Raw genomic sequence first — 13,654 nt, 5'->3', positions numbered from 1 at the left:
GCCGCCGCCGACAGGTCTCGCGCGTCCCGGTCGCTCTGGGCCTCGCCCATGGGCGTGATCACCCTGGCGATGCTCGGATCGCTCGCCGTACTGGCCATCGCGGGGGCGGTGCTGTGGGGGCAGGCCGCCGACCGTCCGGACCCGTCGGCGGTGCTGCGGGGGCCCACCGCAAGTCATCTGCTCGGCACGGACCATCTCGGGCGCGACCTTCTCGCCCGGCTGCTTTCGGCGACTTGGCTCTCCCTGCTGCTGGCAGTCGCGGCCACGCTCCTCGGGGCGGTGGCCGGGATCACGCTGGGCGCACTCACCGCCGTCGTGGGCGGGCGCGCCCGCCGCCTGCTGGGAGCCCTGATCAACCTCCTACTGGCATTTCCCGCGCTTCTCGTCGCGATGTTCTTCGCGGCCCTCTTCGGCGCGGGGGCGGGTGGGGCAGTGTTCGCACTCGCCGTCGCCAGTGCACCAGGCTTCGCGCGGATCACACAGACCCTTGCTGCCGGAGTGGCAGGAACCGACTTCATGGCGGCGGCACGTGTGCTGGGCCTGCGTCGCCACCGGCTCCTCCTGCGCCATGTCCTGCCCCACATCGCCGAACCGCTGATGCTCAACACCACAATCGCCGCGGGCTCGGCACTCGTGGCCCTGTCGGGACTGAGCTTCCTCGGACTGGGGGTGCAGTCCCCTTCGTACGACTGGGGGCTCCTGCTGAGCCAGGGGCTGGACCGCATCTACACCGAACCTCTGCCCGCCGTGGCACCCGGCGTCGCCATCGTCTACGCCAGTGTGGCCTTCCAACTGCTCGGCGAGGTGCTGGCCGGAGCCGCCGCGCGACGCGCCCGCACACGGCAGCTGGAAGAACCCGCGGTACACCCGGCACGCGCCGACCGACCGGCATCCGTGGACCACGTGCTGGAGGTGGAGGATCTGCGGATCGCCCTTCCCTCGGCGGACCGGGTGGTCCGGCCCGTCCGCGGTGTCACCCTCGCTCTGCGGCGCGGTGAGATGGTCGGCCTGGTCGGCGAGTCCGGCTCCGGCAAGTCACTGACGGCGCTTGCCATCGCCGACCTGCTGCCGGACGGCGCCTGCGCGACCTGGGGTACCCACCGTTTCCTCGGCGCGGACGCCAAATCTTCGACACGCAAAGAGCGACGCAGGCAGCTGGCGACGGGAATGGCGATGATCTTCCAGAACCCGGCCTCGGCCTTCAACCCGTCGCTGCGCATCGGAACACAGATGACGGAGGCCGTGCGTGCGCACCATGGCACCCCTCGTGCCCAGGCCGTCGAGCAGGCCCTGGCGCAGCTTCAGCGGGTCGCGCTGCCCGGCGGGCATGGGTTGCTGCGGTCCCGCCCCTTTCAGCTCTCCGGCGGTCAGCGCCAGCGAGTGGCGATCGCTGCCGCTTCGATGATGCGGCCCGACCTCATCATCGCGGACGAGCCGACCACAGCCCTGGACGTCACCGTGCAGCGGCAGATCATGGACCTGCTCCGCCGTATCCGTCACGACGACGCCACCGCGATCCTCTTCATCAGCCACGACGTCGCCCTGGTGGCCGACGCCTGCGACCGGGTTCTGGTCATGTACGGGGGGACGATCGTGGAGAACCTTCCTGCCCATGAGCTGGCGGCCGGCGCGCGGCATCCGTACACGCGGATGCTCGTCGCCTCGGTCCCGGACATGGCCGCGGACCGCGACCGCCCCCTGCGCACCATCGAGGGAGGGCCGCCCGATCCGTGCGGTGCGGTCCCGGGCTGCCCATTTTATGACCGCTGCCCGCATCGACTGGACCGGTGCGCCGTGGAGAGCCCCGTGTTGTCCCTGCTCGCCCCGGAGCACGAGGTCGCCTGCTGGCAACCGATGCCCCCGGCGCTGCTCTGCGGACAACGTGAGACCGAAGAGGTGGAGAAGTGATGGAAGTGGCAGGGTTGGCGCTGTACGACGTCACTGTTCGCCACCACGGGCCGTTCGGACCGATCACGGCAGTGGACGGAGTGTCACTGGAGGTTCCCCAAGGCACGACGGTCGGCCTGGTCGGCGAGTCCGGTTCGGGAAAGTCCACCCTGGCACGTGCGGTCGTCGGGCTGGACAGCCCGTGCGCCGGGCGGATCACGGTCGGTGGGCGGGAGTACCGTGGGCACCGGGCGGCCGATCGGCGTCGGTTGGGGCAACAGGTCCAACTGGTGTTCCAGGACCCGGACACGGCATTGGACCCGCGCATGACGGTCCGTCAGTCAATTGCCGAATCAGCCGGGGCCTTCGTCCGGCTGGACCGCCGCAGCCGCGAACAGCGCATCAGCGGGCTGCTGGAACTGGTCGGTCTCGACGCCGGCTGCGCCGACCGTGTGCCGCGGCAGCTCTCGGGCGGCCAGCGCCAACGCGTGGCCGTCGCCCGCGCGCTCGCCGTCGATCCGGCAGTTCTCATCGCCGACGAGGTCACCTCGGCTCTCGATGTGTCGGTCCGGGCGGCGCTCCTCACCATGCTTCGGGATCTGCAACGACGCATGGGCTTCGCCATGCTGTTCATCAGCCATGATCTCGCCGCCGTCCGCCATGTGTCGGACGCCGTCGCCGTGATGTATCTCGGTCGGATCGTCGAGACCGCCTCCACCGAGAACCTGCTGCGCAGCCCACGGCACCCCTACACCCGAACGCTGCTGTCCGCCGTGCCGAGCTTGCACGTCGGACGACGCCCGGTCGGGGAACCGCTTCTTCCCGGAGAGGTGCCCGACCCTGCATCGCCACCGACCGGATGCCGCTTTCATCCGCGCTGCCCCGTCGGGCCGAACCGGCGTCCCGGACGGGACGTCTGCGCCGCACGGGACCCCCAGCAGGATGCGGCCGGACAGCCGCACCGCGCCGCGTGCCACTTCCCGTATCGCGTCGGCGACTGCCCGTCCCACTCCGGCAGCGTCCCCCCGGACGCGAACGGCGACCGGGCTCCGCGAACCCCGGGGGACCTGCCGTCATGACGGACAGGGAACCGGACACGCTTCCGTCCGGCGCGGACGCGGTCGTCGTGGGCGCCGGTGTGATCGGTGCCGCAGTGGCACTGGAACTGGCGCGCACCGGTCGGCGCGTAGTGGTCGTCGACAAGTCCGGCGGCGTCGGCCACGGATCCACCAGCGCCTCGAGCGCGATCATCCGTTTCAACTACTCGACCTGGGACGGTGTCGCCACCGCCTGGGAATCCCAGCACTGCTGGGCACGATGGGCGGAGCACCTGGGCACCATGCACGGCCCTGGCCTGGCGGCGTTCCGGCGGACCGGAGCGGTGCTCTTCGACGCGCCGGGCTCCAGGACGTCGGAGGTCATCGCACTGTTCGAGCGTGCCGGCGTGCCGTACGAGCGCTGGGATGCCGCAACGCTGCGCAGCCGGGTCCCCGGCATCGACGCGGGACGCTACGGACCCCCCAAGCCCCTGCTCGACGAGGCGTTCTTCTCCGGCCCGGAAGGGGAACTCGGCGCGCTGTTCACACCCGATGCGGGCTTCGTCGACGATCCCCAGCTCGCGGCACAGAATCTCGCGGACGCGGCGGCCCGCATCGGGGCGCGCTTCCTCTTCCATCGCACAGTCGTCGGTGTCCTGCGCCGCGAGGACCGAGTGGCGGGCATCCGGCTCGCCGACGGCACCGCGATCACGGCACCGGTGGTGATCAACGCCGCCGGGCCCTGGTCGGACGCGTTCAACCGGATGGCCGAGGTCGGAGCCGAGTTCACCGTCGGAGTGCGCCCGCTGCGCCAAGAAGTCCACCAGGTGGTCGCACCGGTCTGCCAGGGCGACACAACCTCGTCGAGCCCGGGCGGCGCCACGACTATGCTCGGCCTGATCGTGGCCGATGTCGACCTTGGGACCTACCTGCGCCCCCTCGGCGGACACCTCCTCATCGGCAGCACGTTGCCCGCCTGCGACCCCATGGAGTGGCTCGACGATCCCGACATGTGCAACCCGCACCCGACGGCCGCCCGGTTCGACGCCCAAGTGACCAGGGCCGCACGCCGATTCCCGCTCCTCCGCGTCCCGAACCGGCCGACCGGCATCGCCGGTGTCTACGACGCCGCCGACGACTGGTCCCCCATCTACGACCGCACCGATCTGGCCGGCTTCTATGTCGCCATGGGAACGAGCGGCAACCAGTTCAAGAACGCTCCCCTGGCGGGCCGGTTCCTCGCCGCCCTGGTCGACCGCGTCGAGGCCGGCCACGACCACGACCACGATCCGCTGCGGTACACAGGTGAACACACCGGCATCGTCATCAACCTAGGCGCATTCTCCCGCAAACGGCCCATGGCTGAGCGTGCCGCCTCTCGAACCGTCATGGGCTGACGTTTTGCACGGGCAGGGGTCTGCAGAACGGCGTCGGGTGACCGCGTATGCCTCGTTGAACCCCATGGCACCGCTGCTGGTCGGGCCCGCCGTCTCGGGCGCGTGCTGACGGACGGTGCTTGCACCCCTGTTCCGGACAGGGCGAGTCCGTCGCGTGCGACTCGTCCTGACCGCGGGCCACCGTTCAGCCACCGCCCCCTTGGCGCGGCGGCGGGATCAAGTCGCCAAGGGACACTGATGTGACCCGACCAGCCTGGAGGACTTCCGCGAGACGATCGCCGACGACAAGGTCGTGGTGGTCTGCTGCTGGGCGAACTCCTCGAAGGAGACCCGGGCGTTCCTGGACACGGGAGCCAATACCGGAATCGCCGAGTAAGCGGGGGTGACCATCCTGCCGCGGTTCGGGCAGGCGGGGACCGCCAGGCCTTGGGCCGCGACGTCACAAGGCCGGTGCCGTCCGGGAGCTGCTGCGCCGGACGGCACCGGCCTCGTGACGTCGGAAAAGGTCTACCGGCGGCCGCGTGCCGGTGCGGAACCGAGCTTGGAACTCAGCACCGACAGGAAGGTCGGGAGCTTGTCCACCGCGGATTTGGGGACAGGAGTGACGTGGACCGTGTCCCGCACCACGTCCTGCACGACGAGCTTGTAGGTACCGCCTTCCTGGACGAGTTCGGCGGCGTAGAGCAGTGTTTCCACCAGAGCTCCTTCGGTTGTGTCGTGCGACGAGTCAGGCGCAGGTGAGCCAGGCGCTCCACGCCTTGGTGGCCTGCTGTTCGTCCGTGTCCTCGGCGAACAGGTGGTGGCCCAGCCAGATCGGCCAGTTCCAGGTGCTGCCGTTGAAGAACCGGTACAGCGCGTCCGGGCCGCGCAGGCCGACGAAGTCGGGGCTCAGCCAGTCCACAACGACCTCCTCCGAGCCGCCGTCCACGCCCGGGAGGTCGAGCGACAGCCGGTCGCCGACGGTCGTGTCGTCGGCGAGGCCGAGGCGTCGGCGCAGGGCGGCGAAGTCGGCAGGGTCGTCGGTGCGCTCGCCGCGGCCGGCCTTGACGTAGACGACGGGGCGGCCGGCGAAGTGCCTCAGGTACTCGGCGAGGGCGTGCTGGTAGAAGTCGACGTGCTTCTCTGCCGCGTCCGCCTTGGTGTCCCACGTGTCGTCGACGACGCCCGTGTGCACCCAGTGGATTCCCATGCGCAGGTGGCTCGTTCCGCCGTCGAGCGGCTCGATCCGGTAGGTGAGCGTGTTGGAGAACCCGTCGTCCAGGGCCACGCGCACCGCAAAGTGGTGCGGCGGCTCCCACGCCACGACGGTGCCGTCGGCCCGGGTGACCTTTCCGCCGACGTGCGGCTCGACCTCCATGGGGTACAGCCAGCCGAGGTTGCCGGTGCCGGTGGCGACCGCGTGCCAGACCTGCTCGGGCGTGGCGGGCAGGTCCTGCTCCCGGCGGACCTCGAACTCTCGGGCCATGGTCACTTCTCCTTCGTCATCGTTCATGTGTCAGTAGCTGAGTGGGAGGGCGCTCAGCCGCCGTTGCAGTGGGTTGGGCCGCCATTCGAGGGCCGCCCCGTCGGCCAGCCGCAGGTGCGGGAGCCGACGGACCAGCGTGCCGACGGCCACCTCTGCCTGGAGCTTGGCCAGCGGACCGCCGAGGCAGAAGTGCGGGCCGTTGCCGAAGCTCAGATGCCGGTTGCCGGGGCGCGACAGGTCGAGTCGGTCGGGGTCCTCGAAGCGCTCGGGATCACGGTTGGTGGCGGCGAGGAACAGGTACACCAACTCGCCCTCGCGCAGCGTCCGCCCGCCGATCCCGACGTCCTCGGCGACGACCCGGACGATTGCCTGGGTCGGCGTGTCGTAGCGGGCCAGTTCGTCGACGGCGGTGCGGATCAGCGCCGGGTCCTCGCGCAGCCGGGCCAGCTGGTCGGGGTGGCGGAGCAGGGCGAGCACACCGTTGCCGACCAGGTGGGTGGTGGTCTCGTCGCCCGCGGTGATCAGGACGAAGCAGGTGGACAGCAGTTCGGAGTCGGTGAGCCGGTCGTCCTGCGCCTGCGTCGCGACCAAGGCGCTGATCAGGTCGTCGCCCGGGTCTGCCCGGCGTCGGCGGACGAGTCGGGCGAGGTACTCCTCGTACTGCTCGATCGCCGCCTCAGACTTGTCAATGTCCTCGCTCAGCCGGCCGAGGCGGCGGAACCATGTGTTGACCTGCGGACGGTCCTCGGGTGGGATGCCGAACAGCTCGCAGATGACGGACAGCGGCAGTGGGGAGGCGACCGCCTCGATCAGGTCCATGGTCGGCCCCGCCGCGACCGCCTCGTCGATGAGCCGGTCGACGATCCGCTGGACGCCGTCGCGCAGGGCTTCGACGCGCCGGGCGGTGAAGGCACGGTTGGCCAGCTTGCGCAGCCGGGCGTGGTCCGGCGGGTCGGTGTTGCTCATCACCCGGCCGAGCCGGTCGGTGAGCCTGCTGAAGGCCTTCAGGTCGCCGCCGAGCGCGCCGTAGGCGCGGGTCATCCGGTCCCGGTCGTTGGACAGCCGAAGGTTTCCCAGGGCCGCCTCGACGTCGGCGTACCGGGTGAGGTACCAGATGCCCTGGGTGCTGCGGTGGACCGGGCTCTCGCGCCGCATTCGGGCGTAGAACGGGTACGGGTCCCGGCGGGCCTCGGGCGTTTGCAGCGCTGCGGCGAGGTCGCCGGGCCGGACGAGGCCCGCGGTGCCGCGGGCCTCGTCCAGGGTATCGGTGGAGGTCATGTCGGCCGCGCTACCGCTGGGCATCCATGGCGTCGACGAGGCTCTTGGGCCGCATGTCGGTCCAGGTCTGCTCGACGTACTCCAGGCAGGCGGCGTGGGTGTCGGGGCCGTGGGCGACGGTCCAGCCGGCGGGGACGTCCGCGAACTGAGGCCACAGCGAGTGCTGGTTCTCCTGGTTGACGAGCACAAGGAAGGTGCCGTCCTGGTTCTCGAAGGGGTTGGTCATGGGAATCAGTCCTCCTGGTTTCGGGTTGGGGTGTCACCGGTGGCCTCGGCGAGCCTGGCGGCCAGGATCGGGCCGATCTGGGCCAGCGAGCCGGCTTGGGTCATCCGGTCGTGCCGGGTGGTGATCTCGTGCGATTCGATCCGGCCGGCGATGTACGGGCGCCAGGTCCCGGGCCCGGCGTTGTCGGCGCCCCGGTCGATCGTGGAGTTGAAGAGCAGCAGGTCTCCGTCGAACCTTCCGGGGACGAAGTCGACCGCCAGCTTGGCGTTGTTGATCATGATGTGGACGATGACCTCGATCTGCTGCTCCGTCAGGCCGGCCAGTGCGCTGCCCCGCCGGCTCAGGATCTCGGCGACCTCGCCGTAGGTCAGAGGCCGGTCGCCCAGCTCGTCCAGGTCGCAGTCGAGCACCCCGACGAGCACGTCCCGCTCGGTGGGCACGGGCAGCTCCTCGAACTGCACGTCCTTCACCGGGTAGGCGTCGAGGATCGCCAGCAGCGCGGTCCGCTCGCCACGGGCCTGAAGCTCGCAGGCGATCGCCTGGGCGATCAGCCCACCGGCAGACCAGCCGAGCAACAGGTACGGGCCCTCGGGCTGGATCTTCTGGATCTGGTCGGCGTAGTCGGCCGCCATCTCCTCGAAGGACGTCGGCCGGGGTTCGGGGTGGCCGAGGCCGCGCGCCTGGATCGCGTAGACCGGGTACTCGGGACCGATGTGGTTCAGCAGCCCGCTGTACGACCAGCTGATGCCGCCGCCGGGGTGGATGCAGAACAGCGGTGTCCGGCTCCCGGTCGTGCGCAGCGGCAGCACCACGTCCAACGCTTCGCCGGGATCGTTCATCACCAGGCGTTCCGTGAGCCCGGCCACGGTCGGCGCTTCGAAGAGGGTGCGCAGGCCCACCTCGACGCCGAGGGTCTCGCGGACGCGGGAGACCAGGCGGGCGGCCAGCAGCGAGTGCCCGCCCAGGTCGAAGAAGCTGTCGTCGATGCGCACCTGCTCCCGGCCGAGGACCTCGGCGAACAGGTCGCACAGCAGCTCCTCCTGCGGCGTCCGCGGGCCGCGCCCGGTGCCCGGCGACCCGTAGTCGGGGGCCGGCAGTGCGGCCCGGTCCAGTTTGCCGTTGGCGGTCAACGGCAGCATGTCCAGGCTGACGAACGCCGACGGCACCATGTACTCGGGCAGTTCGCGGCGCAGCCGGTCGGACAGCTCACCCGCCTCGGGCGCACCCTCGGAAGCGGGCACCACGTAGGCGACGAGCCGCTTGTCGCCCGGCTGGTCCTCCCGGGCGACGACGGCTGCCTGGGCGACGCCCGGGCAATTTGCGAGCACCGCCTCGACCTCGCCGGGCTCGATCCTGAAGCCGCGCAGCTTGACCTGGTGGTCGGCCCGTCCGGCGAACTCCATTGTGCCGTCGGCCAGCCACGCCGCCAGGTCGCCCGTGCGGTACATCCGGCCCCCGGCCGGCCCGTACGGGTCGGCGGTGAACCGCTGTGCCGTCAGGCCGGGCCGGCCGACGTAGCCCCGGGCCACGCCCACCCCCGCGAGGTACAGCTCACCGACCACGCCCGGCGGCACCGGTCGCAGCCCCGCGTCGAGCACGTAGGCACGCATGTTCGCCATCGGCCGGCCGATCGGCACGGTCGCGGCGTGCTCGGGGAGGGCACGGACCGGATGGCAGGTGGCCAAGGTCGTGGCCTCGGTCGGCCCGTAGCCGTTGACCACCTCAAGACCGGGGCAGGCTGCCAGCACCCGGGCGACGGCGGTCGGGGAGACCACGTCACCGCCGGTCCACACCTCGCGGACCCCCGCGAGCAGGCCCGGCCGCTCCTCTGCGACCAGGCGGAACAGGCCGGCCGTCAGCCACAGTCCGGTTACCTGGTGCTCGCTGACCGCCTGGTGCAGCAGGTCGATGTCGAGCCGGCCGGGCGGTGCGACGACGACCCGGCCGCCGCCGAGCAGTGGCACCCACTGCTCGTACGTCGAGAGGTCGAACGCGGTCGGGGAGTGCAGCAGCACCCGTTCGTGCCCGCCGCCGCGCCAGTCGGGGGCCAGCGCGAGGGCCACCACGTCGCGGTGGGTGACGGCGACGCCCTTCGGTCGCCCGGTCGAGCCGGAGGTGTACATCACGTACGCCAACTGCCAAGGGTCACATGGGACGTCAGGGTCGGACGAATCGGACTCGGACCGGATCAGTGTGGCCACCACGTCCTCGGTGAGCACCAGCGCGGCCCCGGCCTCCCGGAGGATCAGGTCGATGCGGGACTGCGGGAATCGCGAGTCGAGGGGCACGTAGGCGCCGCCCGCCTTGATGATCGCCAGGATCGCCACGACCAGGTCCGCCGAGCGCTCCAGCATCAGCGCCACCGGTGTCTCCGGCGCCACGCCCTGGCGGATCAGTGCCCGCGCCAGGCGGTTGGCCCGCAGGTCGAGCTCCCGATAGGTCAGCTCGGTGCCGCTCGCCACGACGGCCACCGCGTCCGGGGTGGCTCGTACCTGACGGGCAAACAGCTCCGGCAGCGCGGCCTCGGGCAGCTCGGCGGCGGTGTCGTTGAACTCGGACAGCAGCCGGTGGCGTTCCTCGCCGGACATGATGTCGATCCGGCTGATCGGCCGGTCGGGGTCGGCAACCACCGCGCGCAGCAACCGCGCCCAGCGGGCGAACAGCAGCTCCACGGTGGCCGGATCGAACAGATCGGTGGCGTACTCCACCGCACCGACCATGCCGTCGAGGCTGCCGTCCGGTCGGTACTGCTCGGCCAGACTGAACGTCAGGTCGACCCGCGCGGTGCCGGTCGGTGCCTCCAGGTAGCCGGTCGACAGCCCCGGCAGCGTGAACTCGCTCCATGGCGCGTTCTGCAGAGCCAGCATGATCTGGAACAGCGGGTGGTGCGACAGGGATCGGGCCGGGTTGACCACCTCGACCAGGTACTCGAACGGCACGTCCTGGTAGGCGTACGCGGACAGCGCCTTCTGCCGTACCTGGCCGAGCAGTTCGGCGAAGCCGGGGTCGCCGCTCGTGTCGGTGCGCAACACCAGGGTGTTGACCATGAACCCGACGAGGTCGTCCAGGGCTTGGTCGGTGCGCCCGGCGATGGGACTGCCGATCGGAATGTCGGTGCCGGCGCCGAGCCGGGTGAGCAGCGCGGCCAGGCCGGCCTGGAGCACCATGAACATGCTGGCGCCGCGCGAGGTGGCCAGGTCCCGCAATGCCTGGTGCAGTTCGGCGTCCAGCCGGACGGCGAGCCGACCGCCCAGCTGGGAGGCCACAGCCGGCCGGGGCCGGTCCGCGGGCAGTTGCAGCCGCTGCGGCAGCCCGGTCAGCTCCTCGCTCCAATAGGCGAGTTGTCGGGCGAACAGGCTGTCCGGATCGGCGGCGTCGCCAAGCAGATCGCGTTGCCACCGGGTGTAGTCGGCGTACTGCACCGGCAGCGGGGACCACTGCGGTTCCTCGCCCCGGCAGCGGGACGCGTATGCCGTCGCCAGGTCGCGGGAGAGCGGGCCCATCGACCAGCCGTCGGCCGCGATGTGGTGCACCACGAGCAGCAGCACATGCCGGTCGGAGGCAAGCGCGTAGAGCTCCGCGCGGATCGGCGGTTCGGCGGCCAGGTCGAAGCCACGCCCGGCCCCCTCCGCCAGCCGGCCGGCCAGCCGTACCTCATCGAGCTCGATGACCGGCAGCTCGGGGCGGGCCTCGTCAGCGCTCCGCACGAGCTGGTGCGGCACGCCGTCCGCCTCGCGCAGGACCGTCCGCAGGCTCTCGTGCCGGGCGATCACATCGGCGAGCGCGGCATGCAGCGCCGCCCGGTCCAGTTCGCCGTCCAGGCGCAGCGCGAGCGGCATGTTGTAGGTGGCACTCGGCCCGTCCATACGGTGCAGGAACCACAGGCGTTGCTGGGCGAAGGACAGTGGGATCCGCTCGGGGCGCGGACGGGCGGTCAGCGCGGGCCGCTCCGTGACCGAGCCGTCGAGGCGGGCCGCCAGGGCGGCCACGTTCGGGTGCTCGAAAAGCGTGCGAACTTCCAGCTCCGCGCCGAAGGTCGCCCGGACCCGGGAGGCCAGGCGGGTCGCCAGCAGGGAATGCCCGCCGAGGTCGAAGAAGCTGTCCTCGACGCCGACCCTGGGCAGCCCGAGCACGTCGGCGAAGAGATCGGCGAGCAGTTGCTCCTGCGGGGTGCGTGGCGCCCGCCCGGTCGCGGCCGTCCCCAGGTCGGGGGCGGGCAGTGCGCGGCGGTCGACCTTGCCGCTGGCGGTCAGTGGCAGTGCGTCCAGGACGACGAAGGCCGACGGCACGAGGTAGTCGGGCAAGCGGTCGCGCAGCCGGTCGCGGAGTTCGCCGACGAGGGCGCCGGTGGCGCGGCTTCCGGTCGGGCGGTTGGTGAGCGAGGACAACGCGGTGCCGGACGGCCGCAGCGGCCGGTAGGCCTCGACGGGGGCATCTCTCGGCACGTCGGAGATGACGACGTCCAGGGCGTCGGGCGCGCCGACCGACCAGGTGACGTCCACCCGACGGCCGAGTTCGTCGCCGAGCTCACGGAAATCCTCCGGGTCGGGCAAGTCGCCGCTGTCCGGGCCGTGCAGCCGGTCCAGCAGTTCGGCAAGCGTGCCGTCCCCGTTCTGCACCGCCCGGGCCAGCGCTGCCTCGCGGGCAACGCGCCGGTTCGGCACCCCGGTGATGCGCACCGGGTCCGCGCTGCGCAGGGCAAGCAGCTCGCGCACCTCCATGAGGTCGGCGATCTCTCGGCCCCACGCCAGCTCCTGCGGCGCGGCCGGTGCCGTCGGGACGGCCGGCTGCTTGTGCAGCGTGACGTCGTAGCGGTAGCGAGTGAGCTCGTTGTGGTGCCGACCACGCTTGACCTCCACCGCCACGGCACCGACGGTGCCCCGGTCGCGCAGGACGGTGAAGAAGTCCGGGTCGACCAGGAGTTCCTTCTCCACCAGCAGGGCTTGCTCCACGGCACGGCGCACTGAAGGCAGCTCGGCGCCATCGGCGGCCCGGTGGAGCTGGACGGTCGTGGCCAACGGGCGCAGCAGCCGGAGGTTGCGGATGTCGCCGACGAAGAGCACGCCGCCGGGGGTGAGCAGCCGCATCAGCCGGTCGATCACGTCGGCGAGGTAGTCGGCGGACGGGAAGTACTGCACCACCGAGTTCAGCACGATGGTGTCGAACCGCCCGACCGGCAGCCCGTCGATGTCGTGCGCCGGGCGGGTCTGCAGGACCACACGCTCGGCCAGCCGCTCCTCCCGCGCCACTTGGGCGGCCAGCGCGTCGATCGCGGTGGCGGAGAAGTCGGTCGCCCAGTAGGCCTCGCAGTGCGGTGCGATCTGCGAGAGGAGAAGGCCGGTGCCGACGCCGACCTCCAGCACCCGGCGGGGGCGCAGGGCCAGGACGCGCGCCACGGTGGCGTCCCGCCACTCCCGCATCTGCTCGATCGGAATCGGGCTCGAGTCGTAACTGCTGTTCCAACCGACGAAGTTCTGACCGAAGGCGGATTCCTCGGGAACGATGGGCAGGGCATCGTAGATGTCCCGCCACTCGCCCACGTGTTCCGCTTCGAGGCCACCGTCCCGCACGGCCGCCTGGCGCGGGACGACGTAGCCGACGAGCCGGTCGTCCTGTGCGAGGACGGCGGCATGGGCGACTGCGGGGTGCTCGGCCAGGGCTGCCTCGATCTCGCCGAGCTCGATGCGGAAGCCGCGCACCTTCACCTGGTCGTCGGCGCGGCCGACGTACTCCAGCTCACCGGCGGCGCACCGGCGCACCAGGTCGCCCGTGCGGTACATGCGTTCACCTGCCGTGCCGAATGGGCAGGCGACGAACCGTCCGGCCGTCAGCCCTGCCCGGTTCAGGTACCCACGCGCCAACCCTGCGCCCGCCACATACAACTCCCCCACCACGCCCGGCGGCACCGGCCGCATACGTTCGTCCAGGACGTACACCCGAGCGTTGGCGATCGGACGGCCGATCGGCGGCACGCCCGACCCCGGGGACAGCGGGTCGCTCATCGTCGCGCACACCGTCGTCTCCGTCGGACCGTACGCGTTGATCATCCGGCGCCCCGGCGCCCACCGGGCCACCAGCTCCGGCGGGCAGGCCTCACCCGCGACCACCAGCGTCGACACGGTCACCGTGTCCTCCGACAGGGCGGCCAGGACGGACGGGGGCACGGTCACATGGGTGACCGCGATGCACGGGTCCATCAGCGCGGCGACCGGATCGGCCGCAGGAGGAAGCACCAGGGCCGCGCCGCACAGCAGGGCGGTGAAGACTTCCGACACCGAAGCGTCGAAGCTGGGCGAGGCGAACTGGAGCACCCGGCTGTCGGGGTCGATCGCGAACCGCTCGATCTGGGCGGTGACCAGACTCG

8 protein-coding genes are annotated in these 13,654 nt (G+C 71.4%); 3 read left to right on the top strand and 5 right to left on the bottom strand.

From position 1 onward, the window contains the following. Positions 1 to 48: 48 nt before the first annotated feature. From GA0115254_RS19410 to GA0115254_RS19400, 3 genes are read left to right on the top strand one after another with little or no spacing between them, the layout of a single operon-like run. Positions 49 to 1,908 (top strand): dipeptide/oligopeptide/nickel ABC transporter permease/ATP-binding protein, encoded by a 1,860-nt coding sequence (locus GA0115254_RS19410; protein WP_093896560.1) that lies wholly within the window; start codon positions 49 to 51, stop codon positions 1,906 to 1,908. After that, the gene (locus GA0115254_RS19405) at positions 1,908 to 2,966 is read left to right on the top strand and encodes an oligopeptide/dipeptide ABC transporter ATP-binding protein (protein WP_093896559.1); all 1,059 of its coding nucleotides are present in this window, start codon (positions 1,908 to 1,910) and stop codon (positions 2,964 to 2,966) included. Before GA0115254_RS19410 ends, GA0115254_RS19405 begins: the two co-directional genes overlap by 1 nt. Next, the gene (locus tag GA0115254_RS19400) at positions 2,963 to 4,321 is read left to right on the top strand and encodes an NAD(P)/FAD-dependent oxidoreductase (RefSeq protein WP_093896558.1); all 1,359 of its coding nucleotides are present in this window, start codon (positions 2,963 to 2,965) and stop codon (positions 4,319 to 4,321) included. The genes GA0115254_RS19405 and GA0115254_RS19400 overlap by 4 nt, the downstream gene beginning before the upstream one ends. 507 nt (positions 4,322 to 4,828) lie before the next feature. On the opposite strand, the gene GA0115254_RS19395 is transcribed toward GA0115254_RS19400, so the two are convergent. The 5 genes from GA0115254_RS19395 to GA0115254_RS19375 all read right to left on the bottom strand — a co-directional run. Then, positions 4,829 to 5,017, bottom strand: coding sequence for a hypothetical protein (locus tag GA0115254_RS19395; protein ID WP_256102678.1), 189 nt, complete (start codon positions 5,015 to 5,017; stop codon positions 4,829 to 4,831). A gap of 31 nt (positions 5,018 to 5,048) precedes the next feature. Then, on the bottom strand, positions 5,049 to 5,786 hold the full coding sequence (locus tag GA0115254_RS19390) for an SRPBCC family protein (protein ID WP_093896556.1): 738 nt from the start codon (positions 5,784 to 5,786) through the stop codon (positions 5,049 to 5,051). Between the two features lie 30 nt (positions 5,787 to 5,816). After that, complete coding sequence (locus GA0115254_RS19385) at positions 5,817 to 7,064, bottom strand: cytochrome P450 (protein ID WP_093896555.1); 1,248 nt, start codon at positions 7,062 to 7,064, stop codon at positions 5,817 to 5,819. 10 nt (positions 7,065 to 7,074) lie between these two features. Beyond that, positions 7,075 to 7,290 (bottom strand): MbtH family protein, encoded by a 216-nt coding sequence (locus GA0115254_RS19380; RefSeq protein ID WP_093896554.1) that lies wholly within the window; start codon positions 7,288 to 7,290, stop codon positions 7,075 to 7,077. 5 nt (positions 7,291 to 7,295) lie between these two features. Then, on the bottom strand, positions 7,296 to 13,654 hold a 6,359-nt coding region (locus GA0115254_RS19375), incomplete at its 5' end, for a non-ribosomal peptide synthetase (RefSeq protein ID WP_141720863.1).

It is taken from the genome of Streptomyces sp. Ncost-T10-10d (assembly GCF_900091955.1).
GTDB lineage: Bacteria > Actinomycetota > Actinomycetes > Streptomycetales > Streptomycetaceae > Streptomyces.
Note: the sequence above shows the minus strand (reverse complement) of the source record. Positions and strands in the feature narration are given on the sequence as shown.